This is a genomic window from Caulobacter sp. SRI_008 (genome assembly GCF_057586355.1).
In genome coordinates this window covers 295801-320141 of the sequence record NZ_JBYCZS010000001.1, presented here as the reverse complement: position 1 = coordinate 320141, position 24341 = coordinate 295801, and the positions used below count along the sequence as shown (strand labels likewise).

The following is a 24341-nucleotide window of genomic DNA, read 5'->3' as shown; positions in this document are numbered from 1 at the left end:
GGATTTAGAGGACGACGGCGGTGCCGGAAACCGAAACCATCATCATCTGCCCGTTGGGGCCGACGGTGTTGTAGTCGAGGTCGACCGCCAGGATGGCGTTGGCGCCGACCTTCTGGGCTTCCTTGACCAGGCCCTTGAGGGCGTCCTCGCGGGCCCGTTCCAGCACCCGCTCGTAGGAACTGGAGCGGCCGCCGATGAAGTCGCGGATCGAGGCCAGCAGGTCGAGCACCACGTTGGCCCCCAGGATCGCCTGGGAATAGACCGCGCCCTTGTACTCCTGGACCGGACGGCCCTCGATGAACGGGGTGGTCGAGATCAGCATCTGCGGCGGTCCTTCGATCGATGGCGCATAGTTAAGCATAAATGGCGAGCGCCGCGAGGGGCTCCCCGATCGCGTGCAGGTCGTGGAGCGAAGTTTCGCCTCTGGCGGGAAACCGGCTTCCGGGAAGCCTGGCCTTGAGGCAGATTGCCCCCCGCTTACGCTGGGGGGCTGGCCGTTGTTCTTCGCCAAATCGCATCTCGACCTGCACAACATCCGGGGCAGTGTCGAACGCACGGTCAAGCTGTCCGACAATATCGTCGGCGTCGGGCCGGTCGGCATCGGCCTGGACGGCATTCTCGCCTGGTTCGGCGGGGCGGGCTCGCTCTACTCGCTGGGCGCGGGCGGGGTGCTGCTGTTCGACGGCGTGCGGGCCCGGGCCGCACCCATGGTGCTGATCCAGATGACCGCCGTGCTGCTGATCGACGCCCTGCTGCCGCTGGGCCCGCCGGGCCTGGGCGCGGTGGCCGACACCCTGTTCACCGGCCAGAAGTGGGCCGGCGGCATGCTGATCAAGCACATGGACGACACCATCTATTTCGAGGGCTCGCGCAAGGACGCGCAGGGCACGGCCGAATATCGCGACCTGCTGGAGCGCATCCGCTCGGGCAAGGAAAAGCGCCGGGTGGTGTTCCTGGGCTGACAACCAAGCTTGCGTCGAGGCGTTGAGACGACATGACCGACGAAGCCGCCCTGCATGGCGAAGTGATCGATGAAGGCCCCGCCGGCCACCGGCGCCGGGCGCACAAGGCCTGGCGCAACGCCGAGACCATCAAGCGGCTGTCCGACCGGCTGATTGGCCTGGGTCCCGTCGGCATCGGCCTCGACGGCGTGCTGGCCTGGGTGCCGGGCGCGGGCCTGGCCTACGGCCTGGGGGCCGGCGCGCTGCTGATGTTCCACGCCGTGCAGGCCAAGGCGGGCGCGGCGACCATGGCGCGCATGCTGGCCTATCTGGCCGCCGACAACCTCTCCGACACCGTGCCGGTGCTGGGCTGGGCGGTCGACACCCTGTTCCCCGGCCACCTGATGGCCGCCAAGGCCCTGCAGAAAGACATCGAGTCCCGCCACGGCCTGCCCGACGACGTCGATGTGAAACGGCGCAGGAAGGTGAAGGCCAAGGCCGGGAAGCGTTGAGCGCTCAGTCGTCGAGCGGCAGGTCGGCGACCTTGATCTCCAGGTGCGGGAACGCTTTTGGCGCGACGGATCCTCGCGCTCCGATCTCCTGCACCGCCCGATAGCCGCCCGCCGCCGGTTCGCGATGCACGACGATTTGGCGGCCAGGCACGTCGACCACCCAGTATTCGCGGATGCCGCTCTGGGCGTAGAGCTCGGCCTTGCGGCCCAGGTCGAACGCCTGGCTGGAAACCGAAACCTCGATCGCCAGCACGATGTCGTGCCCGCGCACGTCGCGGTCGTGCAGGCGGCTCGGGAAGATCGCGAGATCGGGCTCGGGCGCGGTCAGGTCGTCGAGGCGGGCCGGAGCGTCGGAATTGACTTCCCACTGCCCCTCGGCGAGGCGGCGGGTGAAGAACTGGGTCAGCCACCGCCGGCAGCGGACGTGAGGCACGCTTTCCGGCGACACCGCGATCAGCTCCCCCTCGATCAGCTCCACGTGCGCGTCTTCCGCAAGGATGCCGGCCTCGACCATGCGCAGCACGTCGTCATACGTGAAGCGGTAGGGCGTGACGGTCTCTGCGGGGCGGCCCGGAACGTTCATGAGCTGGACGATAACATGGCCTCGGCGAGGCGTAACGGCGTGCGCTCAGCGGATCGGCGGCAGGTCGGCGAGGCACAGGCTGAGCTGCGGCAGTACCAGTGAAGTCACCGTGTCGCGCGCTGAGTAGCGGACGACGTCGCGATAGACGCCGCCGCTGAGGGTTCGGTGCACGACGATCTCGGCGCTGTTGACGTCGACGACCCAATAGTCGCGCACGCCATGCTCGGCGTAGACCTCGGCCTTCACCGAAAGGTCCTTGGCCACCGTGCTCTGGGCGACCTCGACGACGAGGCCGACATTGCGGCCGTCCACGGTGTCCAGCGGCAGGCGGGCGTCATAGGCGTAGAGGTCGGGGTCGGGCGCATAGGTTGGCGACAGCCGAAGCGTCGAGTCGATGATGACCTGGATCGCCTGTCCGGCCTGGGCGAGGAACGCCCTGGCGATCTGCATTTTCGCGCGCGTGTGCTCCGCGCCTTCCGAAGGCATCTCGACCAGCCCCCCGTCGATCAGCTCAACCCTGGCGTCGGCGTCGAGGATGCCGGCGTCCTGCATGCGCAGGACGTCTTCCAGCGTGAACCGGTGCGGTTCGGAGGTTTCGAGCGCGCGGGCCAGGGCGTTCATGGGCAGGACGATAGCACGGCGCGGGCGAGGCGTAACGGCGTGCGCTCAGAGCACGAGCCGGCTGCGCGGCGGCGGGGTCACGGGCTTCAGCAGCCACTGCCGGCCATAGGCGATCCACCAGACGCCGAGGCTGGTCAGCAGGCCAACGCCGATGCAGAGCGGCCAGGCGCCCTGGATCCCGAAGAAGAGGCCGTCGCGGAACGAGAACCACGCCACGCCCGCCCCGACGGCGAGGCCGACCAGGGCGGCCGCCCACGGATGATGGTGCTCGATCTGGTCCAGTATCGCCCAGGCGGCCAGTCCGGCGACCAGATAGGGCCAGCCGAGCAGCAGGCCGAACATCGGCGCGGCCAGCATGGCGTTGAAGGGCTCCCCGTCGATCTGGTCGCCGCCGGGAACGAACAGGCCATACACGGCGCCCAAGGTCAGCGATGGCGCGAGGTGGCAGAACAGCGCCCCCGCGATCACCCGCAGCATAGTCGTCCGCGCTTTTGCCCGTCTCACGCCCGCCTCCTGTCCATGGCTGTCAGGCCATTGGACTGCGCACGGATGCAGCCGCTTTGGCGCCCGCGATGGAGAAGCGGTGCAGGCGCCGGTTAATCGGCCAAGCGCGTTCTCACGTCAGTCAGGATCCGGCCGAGCAGGTTCTCGCCCTTCCAGTCTTCCGGCCGCTGCACGGCGGGATCGTCGGCGGACAGGCCGATCCCCCAGTTCCAGTCGCGGGGATTGGCCTCGACCAGCATCGCTTCGCCGGTGGCCAGCAGCTGGCGGCGCGCGCCGTCGTTCTGGCCGAACTTGGTCAGGTTGCCGCGATGGACGATGTCGACCTTCCAGGCGTCCCAGGTCTCCTGCTCGAAGCCGGCGACGGTCTGGCCGAGACGCTTCTGCACAGAGGGATCCGGCGTGGCCAGGATGGCGGTCGCGACGGCCTCGTCGCCGAACAGGCGGGCCTTGCCGTACATCATCCATTGCTCGGCGGTGGCGAAGTCCAGACCCTCCAGCGTGAAGGGCGTGACGTGCCACTGGCTGAACACGCCCTTCAGGAAGGGATGGAAGCTCGTGAACCTGGACGGATGCGGCAGGTCGTCGGCCGTGACCGTCACGCCGCCTCGCCCTGGGTGTAGCCGAGCTGCTTGTTCAGCTTGTCGAGCAGCTCGATCACCGCCTCGGCGATCACCGTGCCGGGCGGGAAGATCGCCGCGGCGCCGGCGTCGCGCAGGGCCTGGAAGTCCTGCGGCGGGATCACGCCGCCGACCACCATCATGATGTCGGCGCGGCCCTGCTTGCCGAGCTCGGCCTTCAGTTCCGGCGCTAGCGTCAGGTGTCCGGCCGCCAGTGACGACGCCCCGACGATGTGGACGTCGTTCTCGACCGCCTGGCGGGCGGCCTCTGCCGGGGTCTGGAACAGCGGGCCGATGTCGACGTCGAAGCCGAGGTCGGCGAAGGCGGTGGCGATCACCTTCTGGCCGCGGTCGTGGCCGTCCTGGCCCATCTTGGCGACCAGGATGCGCGGGCGGCGGCCGTCGGCCTGGGCGAAGGCCTCGACCATCGCCTTGGCGCGGGCGGTGGTGGGGTCGGAGCCGGCTTCCTTCATGTAGACCCCCTGGATCGACTTGATCTCGGCCCGGTGGCGGCCGAACACCCGCTCCAGGGCGTCGCTGATCTCGCCGACAGTGGCCTTGGCGCGGGCCGCGTCGACGGCCAGGGCCAACAGGTTGCCCGTCCCGCGCGCGCCGTCCTCCAGCGCCTTCAGTGCGGTCTCCGTGGCCGCCGGATCGCGCTCGGCCTTCAGCCGGGCCAGCTTTTCGAGTTGCTGGTTGCGCACCGAGCTGTTGTCGACCTTCAGCATCGGGATGACGTCGGCCACCTCGGGCTTGTAGCGATTGACGCCCACCACGCTCTGGCGATTGGAGTCGATGCGGGCCTGGGTCTTGGCGGCGGCTTCCTCGATGCGCAGCTTGGGGATGCCCTGCTCGATGGCCTTGGCCATGCCGCCGGCGGCCTCGACCTCCTCGATGTGGGCCAGGGCCTTGACCGCCAGGTCATGGGTCAGCCGCTCGACATAGTACGAACCGCCCCAGGGGTCGGCGACGCGGGTCGTGCCGCTTTCCATCTGCAGGAAGAGCTGGGTGTTGCGGGCGATGCGGGCCGAAAAATCGGTGGGCAGGGCCAGGGCTTCGTCCAGGGCGTTGGTGTGCAGGCTCTGGGTCTGGCCGTTGACGGCGGCCATGGCCTCCACGCAGGTGCGCGAGACGTTGTTGAACACGTCCTGCGCCGCCAGCGACCAGCCGGAAGTCTGGCTGTGGGTGCGCAGGGACAGCGAGCGGTCGTCCTTCGGCTCGAACTCGCGCTTCATCAGCCGGGCCCACAGCAGGCGGGCCGCGCGCATCTTCGCGACCTCCATGAAGTAGTTCATGCCGATGGCCCAGAAGAAGCTCAGGCGCGGCGCGAAGGCGTCGATGCTCATGCCGGCCGCGACACCCGCCCGGGCGTATTCGATGCCGTCGGCCAGGGTGTAGGCCAGCTCCAGGTCGGCCGAGGCTCCGGCCTCCTGCATGTGGTAGCCGCTGATCGAGATCGAGTTGAACTTGGGCATGTTCGCCGAGGTGAAGGCGAAGATATCCGAGATGATCCGCATCGAGGGCGCGGGCGGATAGATGTAGGTGTTCCGCACCATGAACTCTTTGAGGATGTCGTTCTGGATCGTGCCCGACAGCTTGTCGGGCGTGACGCCCTGTTCCTCGGCGGCGACGATGTAGAGCGCCAGGATCGGCAGCACCGCGCCGTTCATGGTCATCGACACGCTCATCTTGTCGAGCGGGATGCCGGAAAAGAGGGTGCGCATGTCGAGGATCGAGTCGATGGCGACGCCCGCCATGCCGACGTCGCCCTTCACCCGCTCGTGGTCTGAGTCATAGCCGCGATGGGTGGCCAGATCGAAGGCCACCGACAGGCCCATCTGACCGGCCGCCAGGTTGCGGCGATAGAAGGCGTTGCTGTCCTCGGCCGTGGAGAAGCCCGCGTACTGCCGGATCGTCCACGGATTGGTGACGTACATGGTCGGGTAGGGGCCGCGCACGAACGGCGCGACGCCGGGGCGGCCGTCGGTGAAGTCCAGCCCCGCCGCGTCCTCGGCGGTGAAGGCGGGCGCGACGTCGACGCCCTCGGGCGTGCTCCAGGCCTTGCCGGTCTCGGGCGCGGCGGCGGGCTCGGGCGTCTCGAAGGCGACGTCGGCGAAGTTGGGGAACTTGCTCATGGCTCAGGCTCCCTCGAAGGCGGCGGCGAAGCGGATGGGCGTCAGGGCCGGACAACGGCTGTCGGGGCCGGGGAGGCGGGGATCGGGGCCGTCGACGGCGAAGGCGGCCGGGTCGGGCGTCTCGACTTCGGGCGTCTTGTCGTCGGCGTTGGGGAAGACGGTGACGCCCAGGATCTTGCGGCTCTTGTCGGCGAAGGACGCCTCCTGGCCTTCGCGCGTCTCGGCGACGATGTCGGCGATCAGGCCGCTTTCCAGCGCCTTGACGATCCCGCCGTCGGCCTCGATGGCCTGGAAGCCGCCCCAGGCGGCGCGGGCCAGCTGGTCGGTCAGGGTGTCGAGGTACCAGGCCCCGCCGGCCGGGTCGGCGACGCGGCCCAGGTGGCTTTCTTCCATCAAAACGAGCTGGGTGTTGCGGGCCTGGCGGCGGGCGAAGGCGGTCGGCAGGCCGACGGCGTCGGTGAAGTTTCCGAGCACCACCGTGTCGGCCCCGCCCACCGCGCCCGCGAAGCCGGCGGCGGTCAGGCGCAGCAGGTTGGTCCAGGCGTCGGCCTTGGCCAGCATCCGCCCTGAGGAGCGGGCCTCGATCCGGGCCGGAACCTCGACGCCGCAGGCCTTGGTCAGCTGGTCCCAGAGGGTGCGGACGGCGCGCACCTTGGCCACGCCCGTGAAGTATTCGCCGTCCAGGCTGACGCCCAGCACGATGCGCGACCAGGCCTCGTCCATGGAGAGGCCCGAGCGGACCAGGGCCTTGGCGTAGGCCACGGCGGCGGCGGCCATCACCGCCAGCTCTTCGGCGTTGGAGCCGCCGGCTTCGTGCACGGCGCGGCCGGTGGCCAGGAACAGGCTGGCCGTGGCGTAGGTTTGCGCCAGGCGCGCGCCGACCGTGGCGGCGCTGAAGACGTGGCTCTCGATCGGACCGGGACTGACGCCGGCCTGCATCCAGGCGGTCAGCGGATCCATGTGGAAGGCCAGCGGCGCATTGGGCGCGGCCTTGGCCAGGGCGCCCAGCCAGTCGGCGGCCTTGGGGCCGAGGAACCCGGCGTCCAGCGCCACGGGGGCGAGATCCAGCAGCACGCCGTCCAGCACGCGGGCCAGGTCTTCGCGCGAGCCGACGGCGACGCCGTTGAGGCCCTGCGGATCCAGCGCCAGCAGCACCGAGGCCGCGCCGTTCTCCAGGTCCTTCAGGATCTCGCCGCTGGCGTGCCTGGGATCGGGATGGGCGATGCGGGTGCGCAGGTCCCAGGGGCGATCGACGTCGCGCGGGCGCAGGTCGCGGGCCACGGTGACGGCGTCCTCGGCGGTATAGAGCGGGCGGATGGTGATCCCGTCCGGCGTGGCGCGCGTCAGGGTCTCGTCGAAATCGGCCCCCTTCAGGGTCTTCTCGACCAGTTTCAGCCACCTGGCTTGCGCCAGATTCTCGTCGGGCGGACCGAAGTCGGCGGCCAAAAGAGCGGGGGCCTCGCTCACGACGGGTTTCTCCTGCGGTGCGGCAATTTCTGGTTTTGACGCCCAGTTGCGCGCCTGCCGTCACGGAGGTCAAGCGCTTGCAAGTCCCATGAACGAGCGTTTAAGCTAACGCTGTTAACATGCGCGGCGCGTGACGTCGCGGAACGAGGAGACCCCCGTCCCATGGCTCTGCCGCCCATTCTGCGTGACCGTCTGCGCCTGCCGGTGATCGCCTCGCCGCTGTTCATCATCAGCAATCCGGATCTCGTGATCGCCGAGTGCAAGGCCGGCATCGTCGGTTCGTTCCCGTCGCTGAACGCCCGCCCGCTGTCGCAGCTGGACGAATGGCTGGCCCGCATCACCGAGGAGCTGGCCGCCTGGGACAAGGCCCATCCGGACCTGCCGTCGGCCCCGTTCGCTGTGAACCAGATCGTCCACAAGACCAACAATCGGCTCGAGCAGGACATCGAGCTGTGCGTGAAATACAAGGTGCCGGTGGTGATCACCTCGCTGGGCGCGCGCGAGGACCTGAACCAGGCGATCCACTCGTACGGCGGCATCACCCTGCACGACGTCATCAACGACCGCTTCGCCCGCAAGGCCATCGAGAAGGGGGCCGACGGCCTGATTCCGGTGGCGGCCGGGGCCGGCGGCCACGCCGGCGCGATCTCGCCCTTCGCTCTGGTGCAGGAGATCCGCACCTGGTTCGACGGCCCGGTGGCCCTGTCGGGCGCCATCGCCAGCGGCCGCTCGATCCTGTCGGCCCAGGCCATGGGCGCGGACCTGGCCTATATCGGCTCGGCCTTCATCGCGACCGAAGAGGCCAATGCGCCCGAGGCCTACAAGCGGACGATCACCGAGGCCAACGCCAGCGACATCGTCTATTCGAATCTCTTCACCGGCGTGCACGGCAACTATCTGCGCCAGTCGATCGTCGCCGCGGGCCTGGATCCCGACAACCTGCCGGAAAGCGATCCGTCGAAGATGAGCTTCGGCTCGGGCGGCAACCAGGACGCCAAGGCCTGGCGCGACATCTGGGGCTCGGGCCAGGGCATCGGCGCCATCAAGGAAGTGCTTCCGGTCGCCGAACGCATCGCCAAGCTGGCGGAGGAATATGAGGACGCGAAGGCCGAACTGGCGGCCAAGACCGCGCTCACGGCCGGCAACCGCCTGGCTTTCGCCGCCGAGTAGGACGGGGATCGCGCCGGGGACGAAGGCGACTTTGTCCCCGGCGACTCCGGCCGGGTGATCCTAGGCGGGTTCGAAACCCGCCAGGAGCGCCTCATGTCCGACGCCGCCACGCCCCGTCTTTCGCTGCCCTACGTGGCCGCGGGGCAAGCCCAGAAGCACGTCACCGTCAACGAAGGCCTCGCGCGCCTCGACGGCCTCGTCCAGCCCTGCGTGGTCAGCCGCACGGTCGCGGCCCAGCCGTCCGCGCCCGCCGACGGCGCCCTGTGGATCCGCCCCGCCGCCGCGACCGGCGCCGACTGGGCGGCGGCCCCCGCCCACAGCCTGATGCGTTTCGAGGCCGGGGCCTGGGAGGCGATCGCCCCTTCCGCCGGCTTCACCGCCTGGATCGCCGACGAGGGCCAGGCGGCCGTGTTCACCGGCTCGGCCTGGGTCGCGCTGTCGTCCACCTTCACCAGCCTGACCGCCGCCCGCTCGCCGTTCGGCGCCGACGTTCGCGTCGAGATCCGCGAGGTCGAGGCGACCCTCAGCGGCGCCGCGGTGACCACGGCCGCCGTGATCCCGGCCCGCTCGATCGTGCTGGGCGTCTCGACCCGCACCAGCGCCGCCATCACCGGCGCGGTCTCCTACAGCTGCGGCGTCGCCGGCGAGACCGGCAAGTTCGGCAGTTCGCTGGGCGTGGCCCTGAACGCCAGCAACATCGGCGTCGTGGGGCCGACCGCCTTCTACGCCGACACGCCGGTGGTGATCACCGCGGCCGGCGGCAGCTTCGTCGGCGGCAAGGTGCGGGTGGCGATCCAGCTGCTGCGGTTCGAGGCGCCGGGGGCGGTCTAACCAAATCCCTCTCTCTGAGAGAGAGGGTTTGGGAACGCCCGCCAGCCGACCATCCTCCAACTTGCGAATGGCTCTCTGCTTGATCCGGCGGGCGGCTCCGGCTAAACGCCCCTCACCCTTTGGGGAGTAGCCGCCCGCGCCTATCAGCGGGGCCCGTCGTCAACATACTTGGTCTTTCGGGACCATGGCGCGGGTGAAGGAAGCACCGACAGCTTTCTTGGCGAGACCAACGGCGTCGTTTCCCGTCCGGGCTGGGCGGGGAAACGGTCGCTGTCGTCTTGTCTGCGCTCGGCCCCCGCAACGGTGTTTCAATGGAATCCCTGCTCGTCTCGACCCTGGTCGTGGCCGTGGCCGAAATCGGCGACAAGACCCAGCTTCTGGCCATCATCCTGGCCACGCGCTTCAAGAAGCCGATCCCGATCATCCTCGGCATTCTGGTCGCCACCCTGCTGAACCACGCCCTGGCGGCGCTCGCCGGTTCGCTGGTCGCGCAATATCTGCAAGGCGCCTGGTTCCAGTGGGTGATCGCCCTGTCGTTCATCGCCATGGCCGGCTGGGCGCTGATCCCCGACAAGGCCGACGACGAGGATGGCGGCGCGGTGGGCCGCTACGGCGTGTTCCTGACCACGGCCGTCGCCTTCTTCCTGGTCGAGATGGGCGACAAGACCCAGATCGCCACGGTGGCCCTGGGGGCCCAGTTCCACAACGTGCCGCTGGTGGCCGCCGGCACCACCCTGGGCATGATGCTGGCCAACGTGCCGGCCGTCTATCTGGGCGAGGCGGCGACCAAGATCGTGCCGCTGAAGTATGTGCGCATCGGCGCGGCGCTGATCTTCCTCGGCCTGGGCCTGTGGGGCGTCGCGACGCTGCTGGGGCTCTTCAAGTAATGACGTAGGCGGGGGCGGGAGCTATGCACGGGACGAACGTTCCGGAGCCCCCGCCCCATGACCCTCGAAGACCCGCGCGCGACCGGTTGGGAATTCTGGATCGATCGCGGCGGCACCTTCACCGATATCGTCGCCCGCCGGCCGGACGGGCGGCTGGTCACCCACAAGCTGCTGTCGGAAAATCCCGAGCAGTACGAGGACGCCGCTGTCGCTGGCGTTCGCGCTCTCTTGGAACAGGGCGGCGGCGGGAGCGTCGAGGCGGTGAAGATGGGCACCACGGTGGCCACCAACGCCCTGCTCGAACGCAAGGGCGAGCCGACGCTGCTGGCGATCACGAAAGGCCACGCCGACGCCCTGCGCATCGGCCAGCAGGCCCGGCCCAAGCTGTTCGACCGCAAGATCATAAAGCCCGAGGCCCTCTACACCCGCGTCGTCGAGATCGACGAGCGCATCGGCGTCGACGGCGAGGTGGTGCGGCCGTTGGACGAAGCCGCCGCTCGCGAGGGTTTGCAGGCCGCCTACGGCACCGGCTTCCGGGCCGTGGCCATCGTGCTGCTGCACGGCTTCCGCTTCACCGACCACGAGGGGCGCGTCGCGACGATCGCCCGCGAGATCGGCTTCACCCAGGTCTCGGCCAGCCACGAGGTCAGCCCGCTGATGAAGCTGGTCGGGCGGGGCGACACGGCGGTGGTCGACGCCTATCTGTCGCCGATCCTGCGCCGCTATGTCGACCAGGTGGCCTCGCGGCTGGGCGAGGAGACTCGGCTCTTCTTCATGCAGTCGAACGGCGGCCTGACCGACGCCCGCGCCTTCCGGGGCAAGGACGCCATCCTGTCGGGCCCGGCCGGCGGCGTGGTGGGCATGGCCAAGACGGCGGCCGAGGCGGGCTTCACCCGCGTCATCGGCTTCGACATGGGCGGCACCTCGACCGACGTCTGCCACTATGCCGGGGAGTACGAGCGGGCCTACGAGACGGTGGTGGCCGGTGTGCGGATGCGCGCCCCGATGATGAACATTCACACCGTGGCGGCCGGCGGCGGCTCGATCTGCTCGTTCGACGGGGCGCGGCTGCGGGTGGGACCGGCCTCGGCCGGGGCCAATCCGGGTCCGGCCTGCTACCGGCGCGGCGGGCCGCTGACGGTGACCGACTGCAACGTCATGCTGGGCAAGCTGCAGCCCGAGTTCTTCCCGCACGTCTTCGGTCCCAACGCCGACCAGCCGCTGGACCGCGACGTGGTCGTCGAGCGCTTCGAAGTCCTGGCCGCCGAGATCGCCGCCGCCACAGGCCGCGCCATGACCCCCGCCGAGATCGCCGAAGGCTTCCTGACGATCGCCGTCGAGAACATGGCCAAGGCCGTGCGGCAGATCTCGATCCAGCGCGGCTACGACGTCACCCGCTACGTCCTGGCCTGCTTTGGCGGGGCGGGCGGCCAGCATGCCTGCCTGGTGGCCGACGCCCTGGGCATGAAAACGGTGATGATCCACCCATTCGCCGGGGTGCTCAGCGCCTACGGCATGGGCCTGGCGGATCTCCGCCTGCTGCGCGAGACCACGGTCGAGCAGCGTCTCGACGAAGCCGCCGCCACCCTGCCGGCCCGCGCCGCCGCCCTGGCGGCCGACGCCGAGGCCGCCCTGCGCGCCCAGGACGCGCCGCTGGTGACGGTCGAAACCGAGGCGGCTCTGCTGGTGAAGTACGCCGGCACGGATACGCCGCTGCGCGTGCCGCTGACTGACGCTGAAGGCGTGAAAACCGCCTTCGAGACCCTGCACCAGCGCCGCTTCGGCTTCGTCTCGCCGGCGACGCCGCTGGTGGTGGAGACCTTGAGCGTCGAAGCGATCGGCCATGCCGACGCCGGTTCGGAACCGGATTTTGAGTCCGGCGCTTCCAAGGGCGATCCGGTCGCCCTGACCACGGCCGATATCCGCATGGCCGGCGAGGTCCACGCGACGCCCGTCTTCGATCGCGAGCGGCTGGCCGAGGGCTCCGAGGTGTCGGGTCCCGCCATCATCCGCGAGGCTACCGGGACCACCGTCGTCGAGCCCGGCTGGCGGGCCAAGGTCGATGCGCACCTGAACCTGATCCTCGACCGCGTCGAGGCCCTGGCCCCGCGCCGCGCCGCCGGCACGGAAGCCGATCCGGTGATGCTGGAGGTGTTCAACAACCTCTTCATGGCCGTGGCTGAGGAGATGGGGTTCGCCCTGCAGAACACCGCCTATTCGGTGAACATCAAGGAGCGGCTGGACTTCTCCTGCGCTCTGTTCGACCGCGACGGCAACCTGATCGCCAACGCCCCGCACATGCCGGTGCACCTGGGCTCGATGGGCGACAGCGTGCGGGCCATCCGCGACGGCCGCAGCCATGACGGCCGGGGCATGAAGCCCGGCGACGTCTACATGCTGAACGCGCCTTACGCCGGCGGCACCCACCTGCCGGACGTGACGGTGGTCATGCCGGTGTTCGATACGGCGGGGGCCTTGCTTTTCTACGTCGCCGCGCGCGGTCACCAGGGCGACATCGGCGGCATCACGCCGGGCTCGATGCCGCCGGGCAGCCGGACGGTCGAGGAGGAGGGGGTGCTGATCGAGAACTTCCTGCTGGTCGAGGGCGGACGGTTCCTGGAGGCCGAGACCCGCGCCCTGCTCGCCTCGGGCAAGTGGCCGGCCCGCAATCCCGACCAGAACATCGGCGACCTCAAGGCCCAGGTCGCCGCCTGCGCGCGCGGGGCAGAGAGCCTGACGGGCCTCGTCGCCGAGTTCGGCCAGGAGGTCGTCGAAGCCTACATGGCCCACGTGCAGGACAACGCCGAGGAGGCCGTGCGCCGGGTGCTGGCGAAGCTCGAGGACGGCGCCTTCGCCTACGAACTCGACGACGGCAGCGTGGTGAAGGTGGCGATCACCGTGGACCAGGCCGCGCGGACCGCCCGCGTCGACTTCACTGGCACCAGCGACCAGGTCCCGACCAACTTCAATGCTCCGGCCTCGATCTGCCGGGCGGCGGCGCTTTACGTCTTCCGCACCCTGGTGGACGACGAAATCCCGATGAACGACGGCTGCCTGCGGCCGGTCGAGCTGGTCATTCCCGAGGGCTCGATGCTCAAACCCCGCTATCCGGCGGCGGTGGTGGCCGGAAACGTCGAGACCAGCCAGGTGGTGGTCGACGCCCTCTATGGCGCGCTGGGCGTCATGGCGGCCGCCCAGGGCACGATGAACAACTTCACCTTCGGCGACGAGCGGCGGCAGTATTACGAGACCATCTGCGGCGGGGCCGGGGCGGGGCCGGATTTCGACGGCGCCGACGCGGTGCAGACCCACATGACCAACAGCCGCCTGACCGATCCCGAGGTGCTGGAGACCCGCTATCCGGTGCGTGTCGAGGCCTTCTCGATCAGGCGCGGATCGGGCGGCGCCGGCGAGCATCGTGGCGGCGACGGGGTGGTGCGCACCATCGGCTTCCGCGAGCCGATGACCGTCACCCTACTGTCCAACCGCCGCCGCGTGCCGCCGTTCGGCCTGTACGGCGGGGCCAGCGGGGCGCTGGGCCTGGCGCGGATCGAGCGGGCGGACGGGACGGTTCAGCCCCTGGCGGCGACCGACGAGGCGCAGGTCGCGGCCGGCGACCGCGTGGTCATCGAGACGCCCGGCGGCGGGGGCTGGGGCACTGTTTGAGCGGCGAAACCTCGCCCTTCGACAGGCTCAGGGTGAGGTTTCTAATGCCGGCTTCGTTTTTTGCGGCTCACACCGCTTGCCTTGATCCTCATCCTGAGCTTGTCGAAGGACGAGGATCACGCACCACCCACCAGGAGGCCCCATGACCGACATCGCCCGCCGCACCCTGATCGGCGCCGCCGGCCTGGTGGTCGCCACGCCGGGCCTGGCCCTGGCGGCCGGCAAGCCGAAGGTGGCCATCCAGACCAGCGCCGGCCTGATCGTGGTCGAGCTGGAGGACAAGAAGGCCCCGATCACGGCGGCCAACTTCCTGCGCTATGTCGACGCCAAGAAGTACGACGGCGGGACCTTCTATCGCGCTTCGCGGACCAAGGGCGTCAAGGGCGCGGGCTCGATCCAGGGCGCGCCGCCGCAGCGCGCGCGGCGCTTCGCCCCCATCGCCCACGAGAGCACGCCCAAGACCGGCCTGCGCCACAAGCCGGGCACGATCTCGCTGGCCCGCAACGCGCCGGGCACGGCCACCTGCGACTTCTTCATCTGCGCCAGCGCCATGCCCTATCTCGACGCCCATCCGGGCGCCAAAGGCGACAACCTCGGCTTCGCGGCCTTCGGAACCGTGGTCGAGGGCCTGCCGATTGTGAAGAAGATCCTGGCCATGCCCACGGGCGGTCCGGCCTACACCGAGGCGATGAAGGACGAGATGCTCAAGGCGCCGGTCCAGATCCTCGGCATGAAGCGGGTCGGCTGACCCGCATCTGATCGCCTGGCGGATACGTAACTGTCTTCGGGGACGAGCCTGGAGACGCCGTTGCGGACGATATCGATCCTGGTTCTGGCCTTTGTCGTCGCCGGCCCGGCGAGCGCCTTCGAGCTGTCGCCGGAAGCGCGGGCCAGCCTGGCGCGCGGCGAGGCCCATGCCGAGGTCTCGCCCGATCCGGCCGGGGCGACCGGCGGCCAGGTGCGCGGGGTGATCGACATCGCCGCTTCGCCCGACCACGTCTGGGCCGTGCTGACCGACTGCGCCAGCGCGGCGCGGATGATCACCAATCTCGAACGTTGCGCGGTGCTGTCGGGCGACCAGAAGCGCGGCTGGGACGTCCGCGAGCACGTCACCCGCAAGAGCCTGTTCTTTCCCCGCATGCGCATCGTCTTCCGCTCGGACTACGAGGGGCGGCGGCGCATCCGCTTTCGGCTGGTCGAGGGCGACCTGAAGGCCGAGGAGGGCGAGTGGCGGCTGCAGTCCCTGGCCGGCGGCGCGGGCACGCGGGTGTTCTACGAGAACCGCCTGGCCGTGGACTGGGTGATCCCCAAGGCCCTGCTGCGCGCGGGCCTGCGCAAGGACACGCCCAAAGCCCTGGCCCGGCTGCGCGAGGCGTGCCTGGAGGCCGGCTAAATCTTCCCGTCGAGCTTTGCCTCCAGCCGGGCCAGGGTCGCCTTCAGCTCCTCCTGCTCGGCGTGGCTGAACTCGTTGGCGTCCTTGATGCAGCGCGAGCAGATGTTGCCGATCAGCAGGGGCAGGATCAGCAGCAGGGTCACGTGCATCAGCGCCACGGCCGTGATGCGCCCGCCCAGCGTGGCCGGATACATGTCGCCATAGCCGACCGTCGTGGCGGTGACGCAGGCCCACCAGATCCCGTCGAGATAGGTCTTGCCCTCGAAGAAGGCGTAGGATCCCGCGGCCGCCAGCAGCATGACCACATAGACGATCAGCAGTTCTCGAACGGTATCCAGGTATTTGAGCATGGTTCGCCCTCGCGTTGAGCCGCTAGCTCGCCCGGGCGCGATCCGTGCGTCAACCGCGCCGGCGCGCGGCGTCGGCCAGATAGAGCTCCAGGTGGGTGTAGCCCGAACCGTCCTTGGCCAGGGCTGGGCCGTCGGCGGCCGTCTTGGGGTTCAGGCCGTGGGTCTTTTCCCAGGCGTCGGGCATGCCGTCGCCGTCGGTGTCGGGCGCGGGCTTGCCGGCGGGCAGGGCGGGCCAGCCGCCGACGTCCTTCTGGCTGTTGATCACCGTACCGGTGCGGTCGCGCACCCCGGCCACGATCCGGGCGTCGACGCTGTCGCGGAACACCGAGGCCCCGGCGTCGGCCAGCACGCGCGCATAGGCCTTGTCGGCCGGCTCGGGCGTCACCGGCGCGACCTCGATCGGCGCGGCCTGGCGATAGCCGGCGGGCTCGGGGATGGTGAAGGTCACCAGGCTCCAGGGATCGGCCGGAACCTCCCCGGCCATGCTGTTGCCGGCGAAATAGGCGCGGGCCAGCGTGTTGCTCTCCTGGAACGCCACCGGCTTGCCGCTGCTCGGACCGGGCGCATAGGCGTTGTCGACGAAGTTGTAGGCCGCCAGGGCCGCCTTGTCGGCGTCGTAGCCGGCATAGCCCTTGCCCCAGTTGTAGAAGACGTTCGACCGGAAATCGAAGAGCGCGCCGACCGGATCCTTGTCGGGCCCGTCGTAGTTGCCGGGGCGGGGCATGCGGGCCATGTGGCTGGCCCACAGATTGTGGTGGAAGCTGATCCTCGAGCCCATGCCGCCACGGATCAGGCTGCCATAGCCGTGGTCGCCCTTGGCGTGCAGCGAATGGGCCATGGACTCGGCGATGATCGACCACTGGACGGTCAGGTCGAAGAAGCCCTGGCCCTCCTCGCCGTAGCGGGCCGAGGCCGACAGGGTCTCGTCCACCGACCAACTGGCCGAGACGTGGTCGAGGATGATCCGCCGGCCCTTGTTGATCCAGATGGCGTCGCTCTCGGTCTTGCTCTCGTCGCCCAGGCGCGAGCGGACGAAGCGGATGACCACGTCGTCGGCGGCGACGACCAGGGTGTGGTCGCGCACGGTGATCCCGCCGCCCGGCGCGGTCTGGCCGGCGATGGTGATGCGCGGCTCGCTGATCTTCAGGTCCGATTTCAGCTGGATGGTGCCGGCCACGTCGAAGACCACGGTGCGCGGCCCCTTGGCCTCGACGGCGGCGCGCAGCGAGCCGGGGCCTGAATCCTCCAGGTTGGTGACCTTGATCACCGCCCCGCCGCGGCCGCCCTGCGACAGCCGGCCCGCGCCCTCGGCGCCGGGGAAGGCCAGGGTCTGGCTCATGGCCGCCGTCGCGCCGCTGAGCAGGGCGAGCGCCGCGGCGCCGGCGAGCAGGCGCGGGAGGATAGGGCGGATGGTCATGGCGGCGTATCTCTCCCCGAAGGCCGGCGAGCGTCGATCGCGTCTCGTCCTGGCGAGGCGACCCTGCCCGCCTCGCCGAGAAATGTCCACCGGTGTCATAAGGTGTGGCCGCCAAGCACCTTGTGACGCTTGGTTGACAGATAACGCTGTTATGCGGATTGTTTGAGCAATCTCTGCTCGAAAGCTGTGCGATTTGGGGGCCGCTGTTCGCCCGTTCCCTCGCCACGCGAAGTTTCCTTCTGAAATGGGCGGTGGAAACCTGACGCTGGTGTCAACCTTACCGGAGCTTTCGATTCGCGTTCCCGGGGGGGAGCATCCATGTCCGTCGAAGAATCCACCCTCCGCCCGGAGCGCATCCTCGACCTGTCCGAGCGGCTGAGCATCGTCGCCGGCCAGAAGATCGGCGAGATTTCGACCGTCAATCGCGCGGCCAAGATGCTGGCCATCAACGCCCTGATCGTGGCGGCCCGCGCGGGCGAGGCCGGCAAGGGCTTCGCCATCGTCGCCGAGGAGTTCAAGAAGATCTCCACCCAGATCGACGAGGTGGCCGGGGCCCTGGAAAGCCAGGTGCGCGCCGACCTCGACGAACTGACCGCCATCGGCGGGGCGATCCTGTCGCACCTGCGCGGCCAGCGGCTGGCGGACCTGGCCCTGAACGCCATCGAGATCATCGACCGCAACCTCTATGAGCGCACCTGCGACGTGCGCTGGTGGGCGACCGACAGCGCTGTTGTCGACTGCGCCATGGCCCCGTCGCGCGAGGCCGCCGACTACGCCAGCCAGCGCCTGCGCGTCATTCTCGACGCCTACACCGTCTATCTGGACCTGTGGATCTGCGACGCGGCCGGGCGGGTGATCGCCAGCGGCCGGCCCGACAAGTACCGTGGCGTGCAGGGCGCGTCGGTCGCCAACGACTCGTGGTTCCAGGAAGCCATGCGCACCAAGAGCGGCGATGACTTCGCCGTGGCCGACATCGCCCGCCAGCGCCTGCTCGACGACGCCCCTGTCGCCACCTACGCCACGGCCATCCGCGAGGGCGGCGAGGCCAAGGGCAAGGTGATTGGCGTGCTGGGCGTTCACTTCGACTGGCGCCCGCAGGCCCAGGCCATCGTCGACGGTGTGCGCATGACCGACGAGGAAAAGAGCCGCTCGCGCGTGCTGCTGCTCGACCAGAACCACCGGGTGCTGGCCGCCTCGGACGGGCAGGGCGTGCTGGTGGAAACCTTCAAGCTCAATACCTCGCATGGCTCGATGGGCAGCTACGCCGAAGGCGACCGCACGATCGGCTACGCCCTGACGCCGGGGTACGAGACCTACAAGGGCCTGGGCTGGTACGGCTGCCTGGTGCAGCGCCAGGCCGTGGACACGCCGCTGCCGGTGGCCGAGCGGTCGGTGGACAACGTGCTGCGGCTGAAGGCCTAGGGATCCGCTGGCGCGGGTGTCCTCCGCCAATCCGTAAAATCCCCGCGAAAGCGTGGATTTTACGGAGGAGTGGTCCCTCAGTACCGCCCGGTCTTGGGGCAGGCGGGGCCGGCGCCGATGGTGAAGGTCTTGCGGCCGTTGCGCCAGCTCATGGTGCAGGTCCGCAACGAGGCGGCCATAACGCGGAGCGTCTCGAGGTCGCCTCGCAGGCGCTCTGGGGTGGTGGTCAGGGAGAGAACGAGGTCGCGGGCGCCGTCTCCGCCGCGATAGGTGGTTTCGATGGCGTATGAGGTCACGCCGGTCGCGTCGGTCCGGCGGCACACCGGCTGGTCGGTGTCGAACAGGCGCATCACGGCGACCTTGTCGCAGGGGCGGCTCGGGCGGCGCGTCCTCGCCCACGGCGTAGCCGTAATAGACCGCGATGAACGCCAGGTCCCTGGGCGGCTCGGCGTCGCCGACGGCGACGGCGCAGGAAACCGGCTTCAGGAACAGCGTCACGCCGTGATCGGCCCCGGTCCAATCGGCCGGGAGACGGCAGTTGAAGACGCCCGGAGGCGTTCGGAACGTCAGGCCATGCTCCGCCGAGACGTAGGTCGGCGGCGGCGGGACGGTCATCTCCGAGGGCGAGCCGCCGGCCAGCAGCCAGGCGGCGACGAGAGCGGGCAGCATGTGCGGAGACTCCGAGAGCGCCCGGATGCTCGCGCCGTTCAGTCGACGGCGGCAAGCACTTTTCGGATCGTTTCCACCACGCGGTCGATTTGGGCCTCCTCGATGATCAGCGGCGGCGACAGGGCGATGATGTCGCCGGTGACGCGGATCAGCAGGCCCTGGTCGAAGGCGGCTTCGAAGGCCTCCATGGCCCGGGCCGTCGGGGCGCCGGGACGGGGCGAAAGCTCGATGCCGGCGATCAGGCCAAAGTCGCGGATGTCGATCACGTGCTTGGCGTCGGCCAGCGAATGGATGGCCGTGCGCCAGTAGGGCTCGATGGCCAGGGCGCGCTCGAACAGGCCCTCGCTTTGGTAGATTTCCAGCGTCGCCAGGCCCGCCGCGCAGGCCAGCGGATGGCCCGAATAGGTGTAGCCGTGGAAGAGCTCGATGGGGCTGTCGGCGCCGTCGAGCATGGCCTCGTAGATGGCGGTGCTGGCGGCCACGGCGCCGGCCGGGACAGCGGCGTTGGTCAGGCCCTTGGCCATGCACAGCAGGTCTGGCGTCACGCCGAAGCGGTCGGCGGCGAAGGGCGCGCCGACCCGCCCGAAGCCGGTGATCACCTCGTCGAAGATCAGCAGAATGTTGTGCCGGTCGCAGATCGCCCGCAGTTTCTGCAGATAGCCCTCGGGCGGCACGAGCACGCCGGTCGAGCCCGCGACCGGCTCGACGATGACGGCGGCGATGTTGGAGGCGTCGTGCAGGGCGACGATGCGTTCCAGATCGTCGGCCAGATGCGCGCCGTGCTTGGGCTGGCCCTGGCTGAACAGGTTCTCGGGGACGCCATGGGTGTGGGGCAGGTGGTCGACGCCGGTGAGCAGGGAGCCGAAATACATCCGGTTCTTGGGGATGCCGCCCACCGAGATGCCGCCGAAGCCGACGCCGTGATAGCCGCGCTCGCGGCCGATCAGCCGGGTCTTGGTCCCCTTGCCGCGGGCGCGGTGATAGGCCAGCGCGATCTTCAGGGCGGTGTCGACCGACTCCGAGCCGCTGTTGGTGAAGAAGATCCGGTCGAGGCCCTTCGGCGTCACCTGGGCCAGGCGCGAGGCGAAGGAAAAGGCCAGCGGGTGGCCGAGATTGAAGCTCGGCGCATAGTCCAGCTCGCCGGCCTGCTTGCGGATGGCCTCGGTGATCTGCTCGCGCCCGTGGCCGGCGTTGACGCACCACAGGCCCGAGGTGGCGTCGAGGATCTGGCGGCCGTCGGGCGTGGCGTAGTGCATGCCCTTGGCGCTGGCGAGCAGGCGCGGATTGGCCTTGAACCGCCGGTTGGGCGTGAACGGCATCCAGTAGGCGTCGAGGTCGTTGGCGCCGAAGTCGGGCATGGGGAAGGTCCTTCGCGAGACCTTGCATTGTGATCGCAATTATCGGCTAGCTGGCAAGCCCTGGAATGCGTCACGGAGAGGAGGGGACATGGCCGAGCCGAAAACGCGCCGTCCCCTGGCCGATTCCACGGCGGTGCATGACCAGGTCTATGACTCCATCCGCCAGGCTTTGATCACCGGCAAGATCGCCCCGGGCGTCGGGGTCAGCTTGCGCAGCCTGGCGGCCGAGCTGGGGGTCAGTCCCATGCCGGTGCGCGACGCTGTGCGCCGCCTCGTCGCCGAGCGGGCCCTGGCGATCAACCCGGCCAACAAGCGCCTTTCGGTGCCCTCGCTGTCGGCCGAGCGGCTGGAGCAGCTGGAGCTGGCGCGGCAATGGATCGAGCCGGAACTGGCCGCTCGCGCCGCGCCCAGGGCCGACGAAGCCTTGGTGCGCAAGCTGAAGCTTATTGATCAGCAGCTGGAAGACGCGCTTCGCGTCGGCGACGTCGACGGCTACATGGTCGCCAACCACGCCTTTCACTTCGCCATCTACCAGCGGGCCGGGGCCGAGGTGCTGCTGGCCATGGCCGGCGGGCTGTGGCTGCAGATCGGGCCGTTCATGCGGGTGGTGTTCGGCCGGGTCGGCACCGGCAGCCTGCCCGCCGACCGTCACGCCGAGGCCATGGACGCCCTGAAGGCCCGCGACGCCGACGGCGCCCGCCGCGCCATCGCCGCTGACCTGTCCGAAGGCATGGACAAGATGCGGGCGGCGGTCGGCGCCGAGTCCGGCTTGACAGGGTCGATGGCGGCGCAAACTGTGATCACAATTCGATGAGGCTCTTCGCGTGACCGTTCCCGCGTCCATCTCCGAACAGCTGCGTCGCCTGGCCCTTCCCGGGCGGGCGGTGATCGACGGCGCCCTGGTCGAGGCGGCCTCGGGCGGGACCTTCCCCAATGTCGGGCCGCGCGACGGCAGGGTGCTGAACCGGGTGGCCGCCTGCGACATGGCCGATGTCGATCGCGCCGTGGCCGCCGCCCGCGCCGCCTTCGAGGACGGCCGCTGGCGCGACCTGCATCCGCGCCAGAAGAAGAAGGTGCTGTTCCGCCTGGCCGAGCTGATGGAGCGCGACGCCGAGGAGCTGGCCCTGCTGGAGAGCCTGGACGTCGGCAAGCCGATCCGCGACGCCCGCAACGTCGACATCCCGCTCGCGATCAACACCACCCGCTGGTACGCCGAGGCGCTGGACAAGGTCTATGGCGAGGTCGGCGCCTCGCCGGCCGATCGCCTGAGCTTCGCCACTCACGAGCCGCTGGGCGTGATCGGGGCGATCGTGCCGTGGAACTTCCCGCTGCACATGGCGATGTGGAAGGTCGCTCCGGCCCTGGCCATGGGCAATTCGGTGGTTCTCAAGCCCGCCGAGCAGTCGCCGCTGACGGCGCTGAAGCTGGGCGAGCTGGCCCTCGAAGCTGGCCTCCCGGCAGGGGTTCTGAACGTGATCCCCGGTTTCGGGGCGATCGCCGGCCAGGCCCTGGCGCGGTCGATGGACGTCGACATGATCGCCTTCACCGGATCGGGTCCCACCGGCCGGCGGCTGATGGAATATGCGGCCCAGAGCAATCTCAAGCGCGTGTCGCTGGAGCTGGGCGGCAAGTCGCCCCAGATCGTCTTCGCCGACTGCCCGGACCTGGATGCGGCGGCGCAAGCGGCGGCCTGGGGCGTGTTCTATAACCAGGGCGAGGTCTGCACCGCCGCCTCGCGCCTGCTGGTCGAGGCCTCGATCAAGGACGAATTCCTTGAGAAGGTGGTCGCGGTCGCTCGCACCATCCAGGTCGGCGATCCGCTGGATCCGGAGACCGGCTTCGGAGCCATGGTCAGCGAGCGGCAGATGAAGACCGCGCTTTCCTATATCGACAAGGCCCGCGAGGAGGGCGGCGATCCCGTGCTCGGCGGGAACCAGGTGCGCACGGAGACCGGCGGCTTCTATGTCGAGCCCACCATCTTCGACGGCGTGAAGCCGGAGCACCGCCTGGCCAAGGAGGAGGTGTTCGGCCCGGTGCTGGGCGTGCTGAGCTTCACGGGCGAGGAAGAGGCCTTCGCCCTGGCCAACGATACGGTCTACGGCCTCGCCGCCGGCCTGTGGACCAGCGACATCAATCGCGGGCTGAAGGGCGCGCGGAAGCTGAAGGCGGGGCTGGTCTGGGTCAACGGCTGGGACGCCTGCGACATCACCATGCCATTCGGGGGCTTCAAGCAGTCGGGCTTCGGCCGTGACCGCAGCCTTCATGCGTTGCACAAGTACGCCGACCTGAAGTCGGTGTCCGTGACGCTGAGGTAGCCCCACATGACCGCCCTGAACCTTGTCGAAACCGCCGCCCTGATCGACGGCCTGTGGATCGAAGGCGACGCGACCTTCGCCGTCACCAACCCGGCCGACGGCGAGACGATCGCGCAGGTCGCCGAACTGGGCGCGGCCGAGACGCGGATCGCCATCGAGGCCGCGCACCGGGCGTTTCCGGGCTGGGCGGCCAGGACGGCCAAGGAGCGGGGGGCGATCCTGCGCCGGTGGAGCGACCTGATGCTCGCCCACGCCGACGACCTGGCCCGGCTGATGACGGCCGAGCAGGGCAAGCCGCTGGCGGAGTCAAAGGGCGAGGTGGCCTATGGCGCGTCGTTCATCGACTGGTTCGCCGAGGAGGCCAAGCGCGGCTACGGCCACACCATCCCGACGCCCGATCCCAAGAAGCGCCTGGCCTCGATCAAGCAGCCGATCGGGGTGTGCGCGGCCATCGCGCCGTGGAACTTCCCGATCGCCATGATCACCCGCAAGGTCGGCCCGGCCCTGGCGGCCGGCTGCACCGTGGTGGTCAAGCCGGCGGCCGAGACGCCGCTGTGCGCCCTGGCCATCGCCCGTCTGGCCGTGGAGGCGGGCGTGCCGGCGGGCGTGCTCAACGTCGTCACCGGCACCGACGCTTCGGCCATCGGCAAGGCCCTGTGCGAGGACGGCCGGGTGCGCAAGCTGTCGTTCACCGGCTCGACCCCGGTGGGCAAGGTGCTCTACGGCCAGTGCGCCGGCACGATGAAGAAGCTCTCCCTCGAGCTGGGCGGCAACGCGCCCTTCATCGTCTTCGACGACGCCGATCTTGAGGCCGCCGTCGATGGGGCGATCGCCAGCAAATACCGCAACACCGGCCAGACCTGCGTCTGCGCCAACCGCCTGATCGTCCAGGCCGGCATCCACGACGCCTTCGTCGCGCGGCTGACCGAGAAGGTGGCGGCCCTGAAGGTCGGTAACGGCATGACCGAAGGCGTGCAGATCGGCCCGGTCATCAATGCAAAGGCCATGCGCAAGATCGGCGGCCTCGTTAACGAGGCCCTTCTGGCTGGGGCGCAAGCCACTACCGGCGGCGGCGAAGATCCCTATAACCCCGAGCGCTTCTTCTCGCCGACGGTCCTGATCGACGTCACGCCGGACATGCGGCTGTTCAACGAGGAGATCTTCGGCCCCGTCGCGCCGATCGTGAAGTTCCACACCGAGGACGAGGCGGTCTCCCTGGCCAACGCCACGCCGTTCGGCCTGGCGGCCTATTTCTACAGCCGCGACGTCGGCCGCTGCTGGCGCGTGGCCGAGGCCATCGAGGCCGGCATGGTCGGGATCAACGAAGGCCTTATCTCGACCGAGGTGGCGCCGTTCGGCGGGGTCAAGGAATCGGGCCTGGGCCGCGAGGGTTCGTCCGAGGGCCTCGATGAGTATTTCGAGACCAAGTACCTGTGCTTCGGCGGGGTGGGATGACGTCGTCGCGCCGCCATTTCCTATCCTC

23 protein-coding genes are annotated in these 24341 nt (G+C 69.5%); 12 read left to right on the top strand and 11 right to left on the bottom strand.

The window, feature by feature from the left end:
• Positions 1-4: 4 nt before the first annotated feature.
• Positions 5-322: a heavy metal-binding domain-containing protein gene (locus AC2YHT_RS01480; protein WP_110121463.1), complete on the bottom strand. Its 318-nt coding sequence runs from the start codon at positions 320-322 to the stop codon at positions 5-7.
• 175 nt (positions 323-497) lie between these two features.
• Here AC2YHT_RS01480 and AC2YHT_RS01475 point away from each other — a divergent pair, with 175 nt between their 5' ends.
• Both AC2YHT_RS01475 and AC2YHT_RS01470 read left to right on the top strand, forming a co-directional pair.
• Positions 498-962, top strand: a complete 465-nt coding sequence (locus AC2YHT_RS01475) for a DUF4112 domain-containing protein (protein ID WP_101712668.1) — start codon at positions 498-500, stop codon at positions 960-962.
• Between the two features lie 32 nt (positions 963-994).
• Positions 995-1453, top strand: coding sequence for a DUF4112 domain-containing protein (locus tag AC2YHT_RS01470; protein WP_487287825.1), 459 nt, complete (start codon positions 995-997; stop codon positions 1451-1453).
• A 4-nt stretch (positions 1454-1457) separates the two neighbouring features.
• On the opposite strand, the gene AC2YHT_RS01465 is transcribed toward AC2YHT_RS01470, so the two are convergent.
• The 6 genes from AC2YHT_RS01465 to AC2YHT_RS01440 form a co-directional block, all read right to left on the bottom strand.
• Positions 1458-2036, bottom strand: a complete 579-nt coding sequence (locus AC2YHT_RS01465; protein ID WP_487287824.1) for a Uma2 family endonuclease — start codon at positions 2034-2036, stop codon at positions 1458-1460.
• A gap of 45 nt (positions 2037-2081) precedes the next feature.
• On the bottom strand, positions 2082-2657 hold the full coding sequence (locus AC2YHT_RS01460) for a Uma2 family endonuclease (protein ID WP_487287823.1): 576 nt from the start codon (positions 2655-2657) through the stop codon (positions 2082-2084).
• Positions 2658-2702: 45 nt separating this feature from the next.
• Positions 2703-3161, bottom strand: coding sequence for a hypothetical protein (locus tag AC2YHT_RS01455; protein WP_487287822.1), 459 nt, complete (start codon positions 3159-3161; stop codon positions 2703-2705).
• A 92-nt stretch (positions 3162-3253) separates the two neighbouring features.
• Entirely contained in the window at positions 3254-3760 is a 507-nt protein-coding gene (gene ybiA, locus AC2YHT_RS01450; protein ID WP_487287821.1) for a riboflavin biosynthesis intermediates N-glycosidase, read from the bottom strand.
• Positions 3757-5913 (bottom strand): methylmalonyl-CoA mutase, encoded by a 2157-nt coding sequence (gene scpA / locus AC2YHT_RS01445; protein WP_487287820.1) that lies wholly within the window; start codon positions 5911-5913, stop codon positions 3757-3759. Before scpA ends, ybiA begins: the two co-directional genes overlap by 4 nt.
• A gap of 3 nt (positions 5914-5916) precedes the next feature.
• Entirely contained in the window at positions 5917-7359 is a 1443-nt protein-coding gene (locus AC2YHT_RS01440; protein WP_487287938.1) for a methylmalonyl-CoA mutase family protein, read from the bottom strand.
• A gap of 183 nt (positions 7360-7542) precedes the next feature.
• Between AC2YHT_RS01440 and AC2YHT_RS01435 the strand changes: the two genes are divergently transcribed.
• From AC2YHT_RS01435 to AC2YHT_RS01410, 6 genes are all read left to right on the top strand, one after another.
• Entirely contained in the window at positions 7543-8550 is a 1008-nt protein-coding gene (locus AC2YHT_RS01435) for an NAD(P)H-dependent flavin oxidoreductase (RefSeq protein ID WP_487287819.1), read from the top strand.
• Positions 8551-8643: 93 nt separating this feature from the next.
• Complete coding sequence (locus AC2YHT_RS01430) at positions 8644-9381, top strand: DUF2793 domain-containing protein (protein ID WP_487287818.1); 738 nt, start codon at positions 8644-8646, stop codon at positions 9379-9381.
• Between the two features lie 311 nt (positions 9382-9692).
• Positions 9693-10268, top strand: a complete 576-nt coding sequence (locus AC2YHT_RS01425) for a TMEM165/GDT1 family protein (protein WP_487287817.1) — start codon at positions 9693-9695, stop codon at positions 10266-10268.
• 57 nt (positions 10269-10325) lie between these two features.
• Positions 10326-13934 carry a hydantoinase B/oxoprolinase family protein gene (locus AC2YHT_RS01420; protein ID WP_487287816.1) on the top strand — a complete coding sequence of 1203 codons (3609 nt, stop codon included), beginning with the start codon at positions 10326-10328 and terminating at the stop codon, positions 13932-13934.
• A 142-nt stretch (positions 13935-14076) separates the two neighbouring features.
• Positions 14077-14682 carry a peptidylprolyl isomerase gene (locus AC2YHT_RS01415; RefSeq protein ID WP_487287815.1) on the top strand — a complete coding sequence of 202 codons (606 nt, stop codon included), beginning with the start codon at positions 14077-14079 and terminating at the stop codon, positions 14680-14682.
• Between the two features lie 60 nt (positions 14683-14742).
• The gene (locus tag AC2YHT_RS01410) at positions 14743-15327 is read left to right on the top strand and encodes an SRPBCC family protein (RefSeq protein ID WP_487287814.1); all 585 of its coding nucleotides are present in this window, start codon (positions 14743-14745) and stop codon (positions 15325-15327) included.
• Here AC2YHT_RS01410 and AC2YHT_RS01405 read toward each other — a convergent pair.
• Together AC2YHT_RS01405 and AC2YHT_RS01400 are read right to left on the bottom strand one after the other, a co-directional pair.
• Positions 15324-15677: a potassium channel family protein gene (locus tag AC2YHT_RS01405; RefSeq protein ID WP_487287813.1), complete on the bottom strand. Its 354-nt coding sequence runs from the start codon at positions 15675-15677 to the stop codon at positions 15324-15326. The genes AC2YHT_RS01410 and AC2YHT_RS01405 overlap by 4 nt on opposite strands.
• Positions 15678-15726: 49 nt before the next feature.
• Complete coding sequence (locus tag AC2YHT_RS01400) at positions 15727-17094, bottom strand: pectate lyase (RefSeq protein ID WP_487287812.1); 1368 nt, start codon at positions 17092-17094, stop codon at positions 15727-15729.
• Between the two features lie 318 nt (positions 17095-17412).
• On the opposite strand from AC2YHT_RS01400, the gene AC2YHT_RS01395 reads away from it, so the two are divergent.
• The gene (locus AC2YHT_RS01395; protein ID WP_487287811.1) at positions 17413-18516 is read left to right on the top strand and encodes a methyl-accepting chemotaxis protein; all 1104 of its coding nucleotides are present in this window, start codon (positions 17413-17415) and stop codon (positions 18514-18516) included.
• 77 nt (positions 18517-18593) lie between these two features.
• Here the strand turns inward: AC2YHT_RS01395 and AC2YHT_RS01390 are convergent, their stop codons facing one another.
• Together AC2YHT_RS01390 and aptA are read right to left on the bottom strand one after the other, a co-directional pair.
• Positions 18594-18866 (bottom strand): hypothetical protein, encoded by a 273-nt coding sequence (locus AC2YHT_RS01390; protein WP_487287810.1) that lies wholly within the window; start codon positions 18864-18866, stop codon positions 18594-18596.
• A 357-nt stretch (positions 18867-19223) separates the two neighbouring features.
• The gene (aptA, locus tag AC2YHT_RS01385) at positions 19224-20543 is read right to left on the bottom strand and encodes an omega-aminotransferase AptA (protein ID WP_487287809.1); all 1320 of its coding nucleotides are present in this window, start codon (positions 20541-20543) and stop codon (positions 19224-19226) included.
• Between the two features lie 88 nt (positions 20544-20631).
• Between aptA and AC2YHT_RS01380 the strand changes: the two genes are divergently transcribed.
• Genes AC2YHT_RS01380 through AC2YHT_RS01370 form a run of 3 tightly spaced genes read left to right on the top strand, consistent with a single transcriptional unit; the run spans position 20632 to position 24313 of the window.
• Entirely contained in the window at positions 20632-21357 is a 726-nt protein-coding gene (locus AC2YHT_RS01380; RefSeq protein WP_487287808.1) for a GntR family transcriptional regulator, read from the top strand.
• Between the two features lie 10 nt (positions 21358-21367).
• Complete coding sequence (locus tag AC2YHT_RS01375) at positions 21368-22858, top strand: aldehyde dehydrogenase (RefSeq protein WP_487287807.1); 1491 nt, start codon at positions 21368-21370, stop codon at positions 22856-22858.
• A gap of 6 nt (positions 22859-22864) precedes the next feature.
• Positions 22865-24313 (top strand): NAD-dependent succinate-semialdehyde dehydrogenase, encoded by a 1449-nt coding sequence (locus AC2YHT_RS01370; protein WP_487287806.1) that lies wholly within the window; start codon positions 22865-22867, stop codon positions 24311-24313.
• The last annotated feature ends 28 nt before the right edge of the window (positions 24314-24341 follow it).